This is a genomic window from Shewanella sp. UCD-FRSSP16_17 (assembly GCF_001675935.1).
GTDB classification, from domain to species: Bacteria; Pseudomonadota; Gammaproteobacteria; order Enterobacterales; family Shewanellaceae; genus Shewanella; species Shewanella japonica.
Map to the genome: position 1 here is coordinate 767,842 of NZ_LZFV01000001.1, position 15,977 is coordinate 783,818.

At 39.5% G+C, this 15,977-nt stretch carries 12 protein-coding genes; 5 read left to right on the forward strand and 7 right to left on the reverse strand.

The window, feature by feature from the left end; all coding sequences use genetic code 11:
- Window positions 1–197 precede the first annotated feature (197 nt).
- Entirely contained in the window at window positions 198–1,505 is a 1,308-nt protein-coding gene (locus A9267_RS03265) for a hypothetical protein (protein ID WP_065108217.1), read from the reverse strand.
- 336 nt (window positions 1,506–1,841) lie between these two features.
- On the opposite strand from A9267_RS03265, the gene trhA reads away from it, so the two are divergent.
- The 3 genes from trhA to A9267_RS03280 all read left to right on the forward strand — a co-directional run bounded on the left by trhA (window position 1,842) and on the right by A9267_RS03280 (window position 3,768).
- Window positions 1,842–2,522, forward strand: a complete 681-nt coding sequence (trhA, locus tag A9267_RS03270) for a PAQR family membrane homeostasis protein TrhA (protein WP_065108218.1) — start codon at window positions 1,842–1,844, stop codon at window positions 2,520–2,522.
- A gap of 98 nt (window positions 2,523–2,620) precedes the next feature.
- Window positions 2,621–2,965: an MGMT family protein gene (locus A9267_RS03275; protein WP_055025886.1), complete on the forward strand. Its 345-nt coding sequence runs from the start codon at window positions 2,621–2,623 to the stop codon at window positions 2,963–2,965.
- 20 nt (window positions 2,966–2,985) lie between these two features.
- Entirely contained in the window at window positions 2,986–3,768 is a 783-nt protein-coding gene (locus A9267_RS03280) for a DUF3108 domain-containing protein (RefSeq protein ID WP_231919039.1), read from the forward strand.
- Between the two features lie 193 nt (window positions 3,769–3,961).
- Here the strand turns inward: A9267_RS03280 and A9267_RS03285 are convergent, their stop codons facing one another.
- Entirely contained in the window at window positions 3,962–4,738 is a 777-nt protein-coding gene (locus A9267_RS03285; protein WP_055025884.1) for a class II glutamine amidotransferase, read from the reverse strand.
- 241 nt (window positions 4,739–4,979) lie between these two features.
- Here A9267_RS03285 and fadE point away from each other — a divergent pair, with 241 nt between their 5' ends.
- Both fadE and A9267_RS03295 read left to right on the forward strand, forming a co-directional pair.
- Window positions 4,980–7,427: an acyl-CoA dehydrogenase FadE gene (fadE, locus tag A9267_RS03290; RefSeq protein WP_065108220.1), complete on the forward strand. Its 2,448-nt coding sequence runs from the start codon at window positions 4,980–4,982 to the stop codon at window positions 7,425–7,427.
- Window positions 7,428–7,731: 304 nt separating this feature from the next.
- Window positions 7,732–8,712 carry a DUF1254 domain-containing protein gene (locus A9267_RS03295; RefSeq protein WP_065108221.1) on the forward strand — a complete coding sequence of 327 codons (981 nt, stop codon included), beginning with the start codon at window positions 7,732–7,734 and terminating at the stop codon, window positions 8,710–8,712.
- A gap of 55 nt (window positions 8,713–8,767) precedes the next feature.
- Here A9267_RS03295 and A9267_RS03300 read toward each other — a convergent pair whose 3' ends face one another.
- From A9267_RS03300 to dapA, 5 genes are all read right to left on the reverse strand, one after another.
- The gene (locus A9267_RS03300; protein ID WP_065108222.1) at window positions 8,768–9,103 is read right to left on the reverse strand and encodes a hypothetical protein; all 336 of its coding nucleotides are present in this window, start codon (window positions 9,101–9,103) and stop codon (window positions 8,768–8,770) included.
- Window positions 9,104–9,236: 133 nt separating this feature from the next.
- On the reverse strand, window positions 9,237–12,329 hold the full coding sequence (locus A9267_RS03305) for an efflux RND transporter permease subunit (RefSeq protein ID WP_065108223.1): 3,093 nt from the start codon (window positions 12,327–12,329) through the stop codon (window positions 9,237–9,239).
- A complete protein-coding gene (locus A9267_RS03310) occupies window positions 12,326–13,408 on the reverse strand; it encodes an efflux RND transporter periplasmic adaptor subunit (protein WP_065108224.1) in 1,083 nt (360 codons plus the stop codon). Before A9267_RS03310 ends, A9267_RS03305 begins: the two co-directional genes overlap by 4 nt.
- A gap of 322 nt (window positions 13,409–13,730) precedes the next feature.
- Window positions 13,731–14,831: an outer membrane protein assembly factor BamC gene (gene bamC, locus A9267_RS03315; protein ID WP_055025878.1), complete on the reverse strand. Its 1,101-nt coding sequence runs from the start codon at window positions 14,829–14,831 to the stop codon at window positions 13,731–13,733.
- Window positions 14,832–15,719 (reverse strand): 4-hydroxy-tetrahydrodipicolinate synthase, encoded by an 888-nt coding sequence (gene dapA / locus A9267_RS03320; protein ID WP_065108225.1) that lies wholly within the window; start codon window positions 15,717–15,719, stop codon window positions 14,832–14,834.
- Window positions 15,720–15,977 lie beyond the last annotated feature (258 nt).

Sequence of the window (15,977 nt, forward strand, 5' to 3'; positions counted from 1 at the left end):
AGCAGTATACTCAGCTTAAATAACAAATTACAAGTGAATTTATATAAAGTTAATTCGCCTTACGTTCAAAAACTGCGCTGAGCTAAATGACTGATATTATTATTTATATTTCAAAACCAACTTACTAAAGTATAAGTTGAATGAATATTAATGACAGCAAATAACTTAAATAAACCTCCAACAAACGAATAAATCATTTAGGGAAGTCGAATTTTAGCTAACCTTTTCTCAATTGACTTTGAAATGGCTTTCTTCATTTTGGCACTATCACAGGGCTCTGCATAACCTAACCCTTCAGCATGAGGATTTATTTGCGTAGGCAGTTTAACAACACGATAGCAGGTATCACCTTGACGCATAATTCGATTCGGATCTAAACGGTGATCAAATGTTGTTGCTTGACGAGTATCTTCAATAATAATGAGTTCAATATCTTTCATCTCCGGTGTCATTTCACTCACACTTGCACCACTTTTTGATGTTGCATTGTGTGCTTGATTACCGATTAATAAATCCAGCGATTGCTGATTCAAGTTTTTTAACATGTCATGGCTCGCTTGATTAATAATGGCGAGCTTGTCATTACTACCAATCCCTATTGCCTTTGATTCGGACGAAAACAAATCACTGTCAAAAAGATGATTATCGCTATTCACTTGCTCAATATCTTGCAAGTACATACTTTCAACGTTATTCCAATTAAACGCTTGTTCTGGTTCACCTTGTTGTAACAGTGAAGATTCCGCTTTAACGGTATCACTTAATTTAACCACCGCTTTGAGTTCAGAGTCCTGTTGTGATTGAATGTGTTGCGTTGTCACTTCAACAACAGGTGCTTTTTCTGGTTCAGGCGCCATTGTTTTTTCTTGACTGGCAGTTGCAGCATTCTCATCTAGCTCAGGTGCTGATTTTTGCAAATCATTTTCTTTTATCGATGCTTCTTCAGCTTTATGTTCTCGCTGCTTATCTGATGCCTCATCAATCGCTGGTAGTTCTGTGGCAACATCTTGAGTATTTTGTTTTGGCGTTTCATCTTCTTGCTGCAAAGATGCCTGTATTGCGGCGAGCTGCTCTGCCGTCATAAAGTAGGCGTTAATTTCTTTTTTACTTGGAGTTTCTGCCACATTTTCCTGTGACTCAACAACCTCGACAAATGCATCAACCGTTTTGTCTGCGACTTGCATTAATAACCAAAAACCTACTATGTGAACGGCTGAAATTCCAATGATCATCAGAGCCATTTTCCAATGATTTATTGGATTAACAGCTTTATTATGACGTTCATGTTGAGATGAAATAACAGGGGGTAATACAGGGGTGACAATCGCGTTCTCATCTTGAGCAAGAGTCAAAGACGACTTAATAGGGTCAGCTTTATTCGAGATAACTGCCAATTCATATTGATTAAACTCAATTGGCACAACCTCTTCACTACGAGACTCTACTTTAAAAGCTTTATCAACATGTGCTTTAGATTCAACAGAGTTGTCTCGAGGTTGTTTCATTAGCGCTTCCTATCGCATTATGATGGTTAACATTTAGCAGGTCACTTACTCTATATACTGGCAGCATGAATACGGCTTAATGAAATATTAGCCCTATGAATTCAATCATAAAATAACCTATATAAATCATTTAACATACTCAGTTAACCTCAGATACTAAAGATTAAATTTAGTTCAATTCTTATCCGTATTTCCGACTATTTCTACTTATAATTAACTAAGCTACTGAAAATAAACACCATAAATAAGCTTACACGTGTAAGCTAAAATGGTGGTTTTTTCAGATTTAAGCTGTTACTCTAATTTCCTATTTGCTTATCTAGGTCGTATGCAACAATGTCAATTGAGTTAAGAGCGCAACAACAATTAAATCAAACAAGCAGTCATCAGGCTGACTATTGTGCTACTGAAGAAATGGCTAATAGTCTCACTCATGGGCTTGGTGTTGTTGCAGGTATCGCAGCATTTTCCGCAATGTTAATAAAGGGATATGGGCAATTAACGACTTTTGAATTACTTGGTGTTGCTATATATGGTTTAAGTATTGTATTGCTGTTTCTTGCATCAACCCTATATCACTCTAGTACCAGCCCAATTTGGAGAAAACGATTCAAAATGGCGGACCATTGTGCAATTTATACCTTGATTGCAGGTACATACACACCTTTAATGCTCATTAGCCTCGATGGTGAACAAGCCAATATTGTTTTAGCATCCATTTGGCTATTAGCGCTAGGGGGTATCATTTTTAAAACCCTGTTTATAGGAAAATTTAAAGCCTTTTCAGTCATTCTATATCTCATCATGGGCTGGTTGTGTGTCACCGTAATGAGTGATTTGATAAAAGGTATGACAGATTTAGGTTTCAATTTGCTCCTTGCAGGTGGTGCATTTTATAGCGTTGGCGTGGTATTTTACGTAAATAAACGTATTCCTTACAATCACGCTATTTGGCATCTCTTTGTCCTTGCTGGTGCGCTATCGCATTTCTTGTGTATTTACTTAACTGTCATTTAATTATCATTTACTTTGTATTAAAAATATAATCATCTCAGGGTTTCCTATAACGAATTGAATGATTTATGCTGTTGTTTTTACTGCTATAGAACATAGTTATGACCACCCTATCCCCGAAACAACGAATTTGGTTTATCGTTAACATGATCCCATCTGGAAATGTGTTAGCCTATGGTAAAGTAGCCGATCTCGCAGGACTTCCAGGTCGTGCCCGATATGTATCTAAAGCATTAAAAGAAGCACCTGAGCATCTAAACCTTCCTTGGCACCGTGTCATCAATAGCCAAGGCAAAATTTCATTTAAACTCAATACCCTTCATTTCCAAAATCAACAAGAACGACTAAGATCAGAAGGAATAGAAGTGAACAAAGGCAAGATTTCATTGTCGAAATTTGAGTGGAAACCAGACATGGCAACCTTGGTTTTGTCCTTACCTTTTTAACATCATGTATAGGTCTAATTTTGATTAAGATATGTTCTGTAATACTCACAGGTATGATGACTTTTTCAAGCCCCGTAATCGCTGCAGAGCCTGCTGAAACAAGTTCACATCAAGACTTTTTAAAGCCATTGACTCCACATAATGCGGAATACAAAGTCTATTATGGCAGTATTGAATTAGGTAAAGCACGCTATCAATTACCTGCAAGTAGTGACGGCTATTATGAATATCGTTTTGATAGTGATGTCAGTTTGTTAATGCTCTCCGATGTACGCAATATTAAAAGTGAATTTCAGTTAGTAGAGGGAAAAATAAAACCCATTCGCTATATGAGTGAACGCTCGGGTACTGGCAGCGACTACAGTGAGCAAACTGCATTTGCAGCGTCACAAGGTGTCATTCATACAATATATAAAGAAGAGAGAGAAAAACTTGAATACGCAGAAAATGTGCTTGATCCATTAACCGCACAACTGCAATTTAGAATGGATATGTACTCAAACCCTAAAACATTACATTACGATATGGTCAAAGAAAAAGAGTTTGATGACTACGAATTTAAAATTGTGGGTAAAGAGCAAGTCATTATTGATAGTGGTACATATCAAACGGTCAAAATTGAAGTGGTTCGTAACAGTAAAAAGCGACAAACGTTTTTTTGGATGGCACCTGATTTAAATTATTTACCTGTTCGATTAAGCCATTTTTCTAAAGGCAGTAAACAACTGGATATCCAATTAGACAATTACCATTTTTTTGAATCACAAAAAATGGAAGCCCCAACGGTACATTCTAAGGAATAAGGATATGCTGACTTAAGAGATAATTGCTTTTCGTCAGTAATATTCACTGAAGCAACTATCTCTTAAAAGCTATCTCTTAAAAGCTATTTCTTAAAACAGCCTCTTAGAAACAATGCTTGTTAAACAATCTCTGTTAAATCATTCGCCCTATATAGCAGACTATTTTAGGTTCAGTATAAAACCATAAGTATTGTTAACAGACTTGTAGTTCACCTTGTCTAAACAACTTCCATTCGCCTGGCGATAATATATGCCATTGCTCGTTATTGGTCAGTGGTCTTGTCGCAATAACCGTAACAACATCATTCGGTGTGGTTTCTTTATCAAAATCGATTACGACGTCTGTATCAATCAAAGTAGCTTTACCAAACGGTGCTCGACGAGTGATATAACATAAGTTGTTGCTGCAATAGGTCATCAAATCAACCCCATCACTTAAAATCATGTTAAATACACCTAAGGCACGTATCTCATCCGCAAGCCCTGAAATAAAACTAAAGACCTTTTTCATGTCTTCTGGTTGCTTATGGCCAAATTCAGCTAACACCTGTTCCATAATCCAACAAAAAGCTAATTCACTGTCGGTATCCCCAACAGGCTGAAAACGTTCAACAACAAACTTATCTTGATAGTCTGAAAGCTGACCATTATGAGCATAAGTCCAATACTTCCCCCATAATTCACGTGTAAAAGGATGGGTATTTTCTAAAGAAACACATCCACGATTTGCTTGACGAATATGGCTTACAACTATTTCACTTTTAATAGGGTATGATTTAATTAACTTCGCAATATGCGACTCGCTACTTGGGCAAGCATCTTTAAAAGTTCGACTGCCCTTACCTTCATAAAAAGTAATTCCCCAGCCATCAACATGTGGGCCAGTCACCCCACCTCTTTCAGCTAAACCTGTGAAACTAAACACAATATCAGTTGGAACATTAGCGCTCATCGCTAGTAATTCACACATGAAACACGCCTTAAAAATGTTTTAAAAGTCAAAAAATTACCTAATGACTATTGTACCTAGTGAAAAACTTTTTGTGGATATTTATTGCTTAAAATATTTTAAACAATTGTTTGAAAAAACTTGTAATCGTGGTCAGTAAGGTTTAATTTTATGTGATACAGGTCTGACCACGTTCAGTTCTGTGAATAGGATCATTAATTTGTAAGTGCTCAATTTTTTGAGGGCTTTAAGGAGAAAGACTTTGACTACCCTTACCTGGATCATCGCCATGATCGCAGTTCTTGGCGCCGCAACTTACATGCGGGTGTCGTTATTAACGGCAACAATCGCTGCAGCTGCTGTCATGTTCATTGGCAGCGTATTAGATATTGTTGGTGGTGTAACATGGATAGTATTTTTAGCCCTCGCATTACCACTGAATATAAAGTCTTTTCGTCAAAACTTTATCTCTCGTCCACTACTTAAAGTTTATCAAGGCATCATGCCTGAAATGTCTTCTACTGAAAAAGAAGCCATCGAAGCGGGAACAACTTGGTGGGAAGCAGATCTGTTTGCTGGTAACCCAAACTGGAACAAGCTTCATAACTACCCTAAAGGACGATTAACCGCAGAAGAGCAAGCCTTCCTCAATGGGCCAGTTGAAACCGTTTGTAAAATGGTTAATCAACATCAAGTTTCACACGAACTTGCTGATTTACCACAAGATGTATGGCAATACCTTAAAGATGAAGGCTTCTTTGCCATGATCATTAAGAAAAAATACGGTGGTCTTGAGTTTTCTGCGTACGCACAATCACGTGTATTACAAAAATTAGCCGGTCTGAGCAGTGAACTTGCGTCAACTGTCGGCGTGCCAAATTCATTAGGGCCTGGTGAGCTATTACAGCACTATGGTACCCCTGAACAACAAGATCATTACTTACCTCGTCTCGCTAAAGGACTGGAAGTTCCTTGTTTTGCATTAACAAGCCCTGAAGCTGGTAGTGATGCGGGTGCAATTCCTGATTTTGGTATTGTATGTAAAGGTGAGTTTGAAGGCGAAGAAGTGTTAGGCATGAAGCTTACATGGAACAAACGCTACATTACCCTAGCCCCTGTTGCCACGGTTCTGGGTTTAGCATTTAAACTTCGAGATCCAGATGGACTGTTAGGTGATACTGAAGATCTAGGTATTACCTGTGCGTTAATCCCGACAGATATTCCAGGCGTAGAAACAGGTCGTCGTCACTTCCCTCTAAACTGTATGTTCCAAAATGGTCCAACACGCGGTAATGAAGTATTTGTACCACTTAGTTTTATTATTGGTGGTCCAGAAATGGCCGGCCAAGGCTGGCGCATGCTAGTTGAGTGTTTATCTGTAGGTCGTGGTATTACCCTACCATCTAATTCTGCAGGTGGTGTTAAAACTGCAGCGTTAGCAACTGGTGCATATGCACGTATTCGTCGTCAGTTTAAATTACCGATTGGTAAGCTTGAAGGTATTGAAGAGCCAATGGCACGCATTGGTGGTAACGCTTATCTGATGGATGCTGTGAGTTCGTTAACGACTGTTGGTATTGGTTTAGGTGAGAAACCTTCGGTTATTTCAGCCATTGTTAAATACCATTTAACCGACAGAATGCAAAAGTGCGTTATTGACGCTATGGATATTCATGGTGGTAAAGGTGTTTGTCTCGGCCCCAATAACTATTTAGGCCGTGGTTATCAAGCTGCACCCATTGCCATTACCGTTGAAGGTGCAAACATTTTAACCCGCTCAATGATCATTTATGGTCAAGGTGCAATCCGTTGTCATCCATATGTATTAGCTGAAATGGAATCTGCTTTTGATACCACTTCAGGAAAAGGATTAAGTAACTTTGATAATGCCATTTTCGGTCATATTGGGTTTGCTATGTCTAACTTTGTTAGAAGCTTTTGGATGGGGTTAACGTCAAGTCGACTATCTAAATCACCTTATAGCGATAAAACAAAACGTTATTATCAACATATGAACCGCTTTAGTGCCAACCTAGCTTTGCTATCTGATTTAGCGATGGCAACCTTAGGCGGTAACCTGAAACGTAAAGAACGTATTTCTGCTCGATTAGGTGATTTGTTAAGTGAACTATATCTCGCATCTGCAACTTTAAAACGTTATGAAGACGAAGGACGTTTAACTGAAGACTTACCTTTAGTTCAATGGGCAGTAGAAGATTCACTGTATAAACTACAAAGCTCACTTGATGATTTATTAGATAATTTCCCTATGGGTCTTGGCATTGCACTTCGTGCTGTTATCTTCCCATTCGGTCGCCCATTAAAACGTCCTAGCGATGTGCTTGATCATAAAGTTTCTAAGATCATGCAAACGCCATGTGCGAGTCGTGACCGTTTAGGTCAAGGCCAATTCTGGACTCCTTCAGAGCACAACGTTGTGGGCATTCAAGAACAAACCTTACTTGATATCCTGGCTTCTGAGCCTGTGTATGACAAGGTATGTAAAGCAGCTGGCAAACGTCTACCATTTATGTGGTTAGATAAGGTTGCCGCAGAAGGTAAAGCACTAGGCGTGTTAAGCGATGCTGAAGTAGCCTTACTCGAAAGAGCTGAAGTTGGGCGTTTGAAAACCATCAATGTGGATGATTTTGACCCAGAAGAACTTGAAGCAAAAACTGCTGCCGTAGCTAATCAAATACAAGCAGCGTAATGCTAGTTAATTTGTTTTAGTCTATTAAAGCCAAAGGGAAAGCATCTGCTTTCCCTTTTTTATACCTAAAAATGCCCCGCTAACGTGCATAGAGTCATTCATTTTGCACCCGAATACAGTGTATTCAATCGAAACCATTCTATTAAGCTGTGCTTTGACAGCACCTGTTAAATTAACTCTATTACAAATAGACAAATTTCCCTTGTTGTCAGCCAATTAGTACTAGCTTAATTGTCATTTGTTATAACTGCGCCAATGAGTTAGCTTAGATTATAAACAGATCACTTACTCTCAAGGAAGAACTATGAAAATTGTATCCAAACTTGCTGCTATTGCGATATTAACCTCAACCAGCGTGAGCGCTGAACCTATCATCGTCAATCAAGATAACTTCCCTCAGGCTTACACCAACCTTAGATTTGCTGCGATAATTGAAAAAGCGGGTGGCTTAAACACGTTCTTAAAGATGCCAGTTCCAAGTAGTGATCCGACACAGCAATTCGTTGTAAGAATGAACAGAGATACAGCTTATTCAACTTCTGTTTTCGATTTATCTAGCAGGAAGGTTTATATCACCATCCCGAAAACGGATAAATATGTCACCATACAAATCGTCGATGAAAACCATGAAACACAACGAATGATATATGGGCCTGGCAGACACTTAATCACCGCTAAGACAGATCATGCATTCGTCATAGTCCGTACTCTTGATAGTGAATTACGTGACAATATTGTGGTAGAGGCGCCGAAACCAAAGCCATTCAAAACAAAAAACTGGGATAAACCATCTTTCCAAAAAACTGAAGAAGAAGGTAATGCTGATTTCAGTGATGGTTATTACCAAGCTGGTGCTTTTAGTAATGTTGAAAGCGGTCAAACTCCATACATGAACTATGTTGGAGTTGCAGGTGGCTGGGGCGGCGCAATGGTCATGGATAACATTTATCAAACCAGCCCCTATTTTGACGCTAATGGATGTTATGAAACCACATTCGTCAATCCAGAAGCAAAATACTTTTGGTCAGCGACTGTTTATAACGGTGACGGATATATGTTTAATGACGTAGCCAATATATCAAGTGAAATGAACCCAAAGCAAAATAAAGATGGAACTTACACCTTGCGTTTTGGTTGTAAAGGCCAGCCAAATAATATTCCAGTATTAGAAGGAAATACCACTGGCAAATTCAATGTCTTGATGCGCCATTATGGCCCAAGTGACATGGTGAGCAACGGTGAGTATGGCTACAACATGACTCAGTTTATTAGAAAGGCAGATTAATGTTAATTACCTAATCAAAAGATTAATTATTACGAACTGAATTAAGCAAAGAAAATTACTTCAATCGCTTTGCCCATTTGCCATTATGCTGCGCCTCACAACGTGTTTCGCTATCAAACACAATTTGTTTGGTTTGCAGCTTAATGCCCTGCTGCTGTAACTGATGGATAATCAAATTCTGGATATAAACATCTTCCTTGTTTAACACTAAATCTGTCAGTTGAGCATCATTTTCAAAAATACAGACGACTTTTAATGAGGTCGGAAATGCATTGAAATTAACCGTATGAGTTAGCCATTCAAAACCTGGATATAGCTCAAGTAGCCTATCGCAAACTTCTGTCAGTGTTTGAATAATTTGTTTTTCTATTTTCTTATCTGTTTTTTTCATATCATCACTTCTCCGTTGCCAACCTTTCCGACAATCATCGAGTAACTTTCCTTTTAGCTTTATGAATTAGCAATAAAAAAGCCAGTTTTATATAACTGGCTTTTACCGAATGAACCGAAAGCTAAATGGCTAATTAATTTTTTAATTCTTCATCTAACAGTTTAGCGATAGCTTCAGGTGAGCTACTGTTTCGAGCAAAAATACTATAAGCTACAGGTATCACCAATAAGGTGAAGAAGGTTGCTAATAAAATGCCTGAAAGCACAACAACACCAATCACAAAACGAGTTTCAGCTCCTGCACCACTTGATAACACCAAAGGAATTGCGCCTGCAGCTGTGGTAATACCCGTCATTAAAATAGGTCTTAGACGCTGCGCCGATGCTTGAACAATCGCTTCATCAAAAGCAATCCCTTTATCTCGCAATTGGTTAGCAAACTCAACAATCAAAATACCATTTTTAGCAGCCAGTCCCACCAGCATAATAATACCAATCTGACTGTAGATATTGATGCTTTGACCTGTAAACCATAAACCGATTAACGCCCCTAAGGTAGCTAATGGCACAGTTAACATAATCACCATTGGATGCACATAGCTTTCAAATTGCGCCGCTAATACAAGGAACACAATACCGAGTGCTAAAACAAATACAAAGTACATAGAATTACCAGAACTTTGATAATCTAACGATTGTCCTTTGTAGCTGATGACAGCTTCAGCTGGCAAATAAGTATGGGCAATATCGTTTAAGTAATCTAACGCTTCGCCTAAACTGTATCCATCCGCTAAATTCGCTTCAATGGTGATTGCTCGCATTCGGTTATATCGATTTAACGAACTTGCATCAGCATATTCTTCGACCTTAACTAGGTTAGATAACGGCACTAACTCACTGGTTCTATCCGAGCGAACATAGATATTTTCAAGATCAGAGGCTGTATTTTGATTGTCACGATTACCTTCAATAATGACATCATACTCTTCACCGTCACGCATAAAGGTTGTCACCAAACGTGACCCTAGCATTGACTCTAAAGTACGACCAATATGTGAAATAGACACGCCTAAATCTGCAGCACGATCTTTATCTATCGCCACTCTTAACTGCGGTTTGGTTTCTTTATAATCATGGTCAAGCCCAACGAGCATCTGATTTTCAGAGGCTTTTTCTAATAACATATCTCGCCAAAGTGCAAGCTCTTCGTAGCTCGGGCCACCTAATACAAATTGCACAGGTTTACCGACACCACGCCCAAACGCTTGTCTCATGATCGGGAATGCTCTCACCCCAGCTAAATCAGAAATTCGACTACGGATATCGACAATAATTTCATTCGCAGCTCGTCTAACAGACCAATCTTCTAAAACAATAATCGCCATGCCGTTAGAAAAGTCAGCCGCGGTTCCAAAGCCCCTTGGTGCACGAATTAACAGACGCTTAATATCACCAGACTCAACTAAAGGCATCAACCTACCTTCAATTTCATCCATGTACTTTTCAATATACTCAAAACTTGCACCTTGAGGGCCGTTAACGACTAGGAACATTGAGCCCCTATCTTCACTTGGTGCAAATTCTTGCGGAATTTTATTAAGCAAATAACCACTGACAGCAAAGGCAACGACCACAATCAGACCAATTAAATACGGCTGCTTAATCGCGGAGTTAAGGTTCGACTGATAAATTGATGACAGATAATCCATTAAGGCATCAACTTTTTTGACTAACCATGAGCTCTCACCAGCAGGCTTTAATAGTTTAGAGCACATCATTGGGCTTAAGGTTAATGCCACTAAGCTCGAGAATATGACCGCTGCGCTCATCGTCACAGCAAACTCTTTAAATAGTTTGCCTAAATCACCGTCCAAAAAACTTATCGGCATAAATACCGCAATCAAAACAAGAGTTGTAGCAACAACGGCAAACGCAACTTCTCGACCACCAAGGTAAGCCGCCTTCAACGGTGAGTCGCCAAGTTCAATACGGCGGTGAATGTTTTCAAGCATCACGATGGCATCATCAACCACCATACCAATCGCAAGGATCATCGCTAACAGCGTTAACAGATTAATTGTGTAGCCAAGACTATAAAGAACAATAAATGTTCCCATGAGCGATACAGGCACGGTTAGCGCTGGAATTAACATCGCCCGCACGCTACCCAAGAACAGATAGATCACGATAATGACCAAGATCATAGCAATAAAGAGTGTCTGATAAACTTCTTTAATTGAAGCTTCGATAAACACTGAGCTATCGTATGAGCGTTTAATTTCCATTCCAGCTGGTAGAGTTGGATTAATTACATCCACTAGTGCATTAGCCGCACGCGCCACTTCTAACGTGTTAGATGTTGACTGCTTAGATACACCGAGTCCAATCATTGATTCAGTGTTACCACGGAACATAATACGCTCTTCTTCAGAGCCGATTGCAACCTTGGCGACATCACCCAACTTAACTAAGTAACCATCGTCACCTTGGGTAATCACTAAATTGGCAAAGTCCTGTTCGGTTCTAAAACTTCTATCAACTCGCACTGTAAAGTGACGCTCTTTTGATTCAATAGAACCAGCAGGCAACTCAACGTTTTCTGAGCGAAGCGCGGATTCAACGTCCGCTACCGTCAAGTTTCGAGATGCCAATGCTTGGCGATCAATCCAAATGCGCATGGCATACACTTTACCGCCACCTAAACGAATATTGGCGACACCGTCTACGACTGAAAAGCGATCAACTAAATAACGACGTGCGTAATCGGTGAGCTGCAACGTTGTCATTTGATCAGAGACAAGGTTTAGCCACATGATCACTTCATCACCACCGTTAGCTTTCTCAACCTCTGGCGGATCGGCTTCTTCAGGTAAATTGTCTAATAATCCAGAGATTCGATCACGTACATCGTTAGCTGCCGCTTCAATATCTCGACCAACATCGAACTCTAACGTCACTGAAGAGCGACCGTCACGGCTTGTTGAGCTAACATGCTTAATCCCTTCGACCCCACTAATCCTATCTTCAATAAGTTGGGTAATACGACTCTCAACTACCGTGGCACTCGCACCACGATAACGGGTATCAATAGACACAACTGGCGGGTCAATATTGGGATATTCTCGTAAGGGTAGCTTTTCAAAAGACACTAAACCCAAAATGATAATCAAAATACTAATTACAGAAGCTAATACCGGTCTTTTTACTGAAATATCAGTTAATATCATGCGGCGTTCTCCGCTCCGGCGACCTTAGCAAAGTTAAATGCTTCAGCTGCTTCTGTTTTTACCTCATCGCCAGGTCTCACCTTTAATAGGCCGCGAATAATCACAGGTTCATCAATCACAAGTCCATCAATGATTTCTACCCAGCCACGATTTCTAATACCTAAAGAAACTTGTTTACGTTCAACAATATTTTCATCATTCACTATGTATACATAGTGCTTTGATTGAATGGGAATAATGGCTGACTCAGGTAATAGCAAGGTTTCACGGTTTTGCTTGATTAGTTTCACCTTCATCAACATACCCGGTAACAATGCAGAATCTGCGTTATCTATAATCGCACGAACAATAACAGCACGGGTTGATGGATTAACTCGGCTATCTATCGATGTGACTTCGCCTTTAAAAATACGATCAGGAAACGCAATCGCTTTTGCCTCAACACTCTTGCCTAACTGTAACTCTTGAATAAATCGCTCAGGTACAGAAAAGTCGAGTTTAATTTTACTGACATCATCTAACGTGGTTATTTGTGTGCCAGGAGAAACTAAACTACCTACGCTCACTTGCTTTAAACCAAGGCGCCCAGAAAATGGGGCATGAATGGCTCTGTCTTCTAATGCCGCTTTAGCTTGTTCAAGTTCCGCTCTGGTGGTGTCAATTAATGTTTGAAGTCTGTCTCTTTCAAGCTCAGCAACCGTTTTACTGGTTACTAGGCTTCTAATACGGTCAAGTTCACGAAGGTTATCAGTAACTTTGACTTCAGCAGCTCTTACTTTTGCAACTTGCTCACGATTTCTTAGTTGTACTAACAAATCACCTTTAGAAACAATATCACCATCATTAAAATTAATGCTTGCGACCTGCTCAGTGACTTTCGGGGTAATGGTTATTGATTCAAACGCTTTGTTTGTTCCAATCGCTTCAACTTCGTCACGGACAGGAAGCATGGCAACTTTAGCCACAACGACATTAGGGATAGGTTTGACACGTTGATTAGATTTTTCAGGAGCCATGGTTGATTGATAACCAAACCAAGCCAGAGCTAATGCTACGAGTAATATAATTGTTTTTTTCATCGTTATTCCGTTCATCCCTCTATCGAAAGAGGTTTGATGTTAGCGAGTATCAGTTTTGTGGCAAACGTTAGTTTACCTAGCGGTAACTCGGTATCAAGGCGTTTTACCTTTACTTACAAATTACACATTTAATTAACATTCAACTTCAGTACGAAATAACCTGAATCTAAGTTCACTTTTGGTGAATTATCCTAACCTGTCATGTAAACCTAGCGTTTTCGCCAACTCAATTGGCATTTCTAGCATAAAAAAAAAGAGACACATAAATGTGTCTCTTTGTAAGTATGTATGTCTGTGAAGCAAAACAAACAATAATGGGTGATTATCTCACCTTACGGTCAGCTTCCATGGCATCGCTAAGTACTCGGTATACTTCAGTGATGACTTCATTTGATAATGGATCACCTACCGCATTTTTAGCAAAAATCTTAGTTTGCTGTTTATCTTCTGTAGGCTCTAGTTCAACACGGTAATTACCGCGCTCTAAAGGTAACTTTTCATCACCCCATAATGAGCTCCAGAATCCTCCGCTTTCTTCAAGCACGATATAAAATAAGCCTTCAGCATTATTCATATCGACTATATCAAAACCAAGCTCTGGTAAAACTATTCGTAGACGGTCCCAAGTTTTACTGTAATCCGCTTCAGCAATCCAATAAGCACCTTTATCTTCAGTTTCTGCCACTAAATCTAAAGTAATACCTAGACTCTGCTCGATACGGTCAGCTTTAATTTGCTTATCACGAGTAATACTCATGTAAGCAATAGAATTATTCAGCATATCTATTGTGTAGCGACGTTTATCTTCACCACTTAAGAATACTTCTTGGTCTTCACCGTCGTAAGATTCTTCATGTTCGATAAGATCTATGCTCATACTACCTGAACGGCCATGAGGACTAACATCAACATCGTAACGGTAGCGTTGGCGTAATAAGTAAACTTTATCTTCACCAAACCAACTTGAATCAATCACCTCACGGTTTTCAATCCAGCCTGTTTCTATAACGCCTTCTTCGTAATCTTCTTTTTCAATTGGCACTTCGTACTTATTTAAGAAGCCTTTTAAGTTTTCAAACACTTCTTGTTTTAAGTCTTTAGTTGTTGCGATAGATTCAACGATAACTTTAATATTATCGCTGCCCTCTTCCACACGTGTGCCTTCAGACATCGGCAATACAAGTAATGGAGGACGAATATCTAAACGCTTACCAACCAGTTCTTTATTAACTTCACTACCTGGCTCAGGAATATCATACTCTTTACCATAAGTTGGTGTTTTAAGCCCTTCAGGTATGATTAATAACGGCGCAGCTTTGGCATTAACAAAGTCATCATTGCCATTTGCAATACGTCGATCTGTCGGAGTGCTACATGCAGATAGTGCTGCTATAACGAGAATTGGGGTGACTTGCTTCAACATTTATTGGTTTACCTCTATCAGGGCTTGCTTCATCGCTTCTAACAACAGACCATGAAACTGCTCAGAAAGTTCAGTTAAAGGTAAACGAATATGTCCTTGGCTAATTAAACCCATTTGATGAGCGGCCCATTTCACAGGAATTGGGTTTGCTTCACAGAACAAGTGTTCATATAAACCTTTCATTGGCTGGTTTATACTTTCTGATAACGCTAAATCGCCAGCCAGTGCAGCTTCGCACATAGCCTTAAAGGATTTTGGAACGATATTGTTGGCAACGGAAATGACCCCATCACCACCAAGTAATAAGAAATCTCTAGCCGTAGCATCATCGCCACTGTAAAGCTTAAAATCATTACCACATAATTCACGCAATTTAGCGACACGGGTTAAATCGCCAGTGGCTTCTTTAACACCGATAATATTTGGTACTGAGACTAATTCAGCGACGGTTTCAGGTAACATATCAACAGAAGTTCTGCCGGGTACATTATATAAAATCTGAGGAATATCTGTGCAAGCTGCAACGGCTTTATAATGTGCAATAAGCCCTTTTGGCGTTGGCTTATTGTAATATGGGGTCACGCCTAACATGCCTACGATGCCTGAATCGGCCATAGATTGAGTCAGCTCAATAGCTTCGGCAGTGGCGTTGGCGCCATTTCCGCCAATAACAGGAATGCGTCCTGCTGCAAACTTAACCGTTTGCGCTACAACTTGTGCATGTTCTTTCATCGGTAAAGTCGCTGACTCACCTGTTGTCCCAACGGCGACAATCGCATCTGTGCCTTGGTCAATATGAAACTCTACCAGCCTTTCAAGACTCGCGTAATCTACTGTGCCATCACTATTCATTGGTGTGATTAAGGCAACGATGCTTCCGTTTATCATCTAAATTCCCCAAGGTTTCAGGATTCGCTATGTTACTTATGCCTACTACTAATGACAAGCATTAACGGGGCTCTTAAATGCATTTATCTAAAACGTTTCACTATTCGCCAAAAATAGGCTAATAATTTGCGTAAATATCAACGTTGTTTACAGAAGAAATAAACTTTATTTCCTTATAAATCAACAGTTATTAAAATATATTCACTAAACTAGTCATAATTCAAACAGATTAAAGGCAAATACACACATACTTATGTG

Coding starts and splice junctions, on each gene's coding strand:
- A9267_RS03265 (WP_065108217.1), bottom strand. CDS start 1,505: ATGAAACAACCTCGAGACAACTCTGTTGAATCTAAAGCACATGTTGAT.
- trhA (WP_065108218.1), top strand. CDS start 1,842: ATGTCAATTGAGTTAAGAGCGCAACAACAATTAAATCAAACAAGCAGT.
- A9267_RS03275 (WP_055025886.1), top strand. CDS start 2,621: ATGACCACCCTATCCCCGAAACAACGAATTTGGTTTATCGTTAACATG.
- A9267_RS03285 (WP_055025884.1), bottom strand. CDS start 4,738: ATGTGTGAATTACTAGCGATGAGCGCTAATGTTCCAACTGATATTGTG.
- A9267_RS03295 (WP_065108221.1), top strand. CDS start 7,732: ATGAAAATTGTATCCAAACTTGCTGCTATTGCGATATTAACCTCAACC.
- A9267_RS03300 (WP_065108222.1), bottom strand. CDS start 9,103: ATGAAAAAAACAGATAAGAAAATAGAAAAACAAATTATTCAAACACTG.
- A9267_RS03305 (WP_065108223.1), bottom strand. CDS start 12,329: ATGATATTAACTGATATTTCAGTAAAAAGACCGGTATTAGCTTCTGTA.
- A9267_RS03310 (WP_065108224.1), bottom strand. CDS start 13,408: ATGAAAAAAACAATTATATTACTCGTAGCATTAGCTCTGGCTTGGTTT.
- bamC (WP_055025878.1), bottom strand. CDS start 14,831: ATGTTGAAGCAAGTCACCCCAATTCTCGTTATAGCAGCACTATCTGCA.
- dapA (WP_065108225.1), bottom strand. CDS start 15,719: ATGATAAACGGAAGCATCGTTGCCTTAATCACACCAATGAATAGTGAT.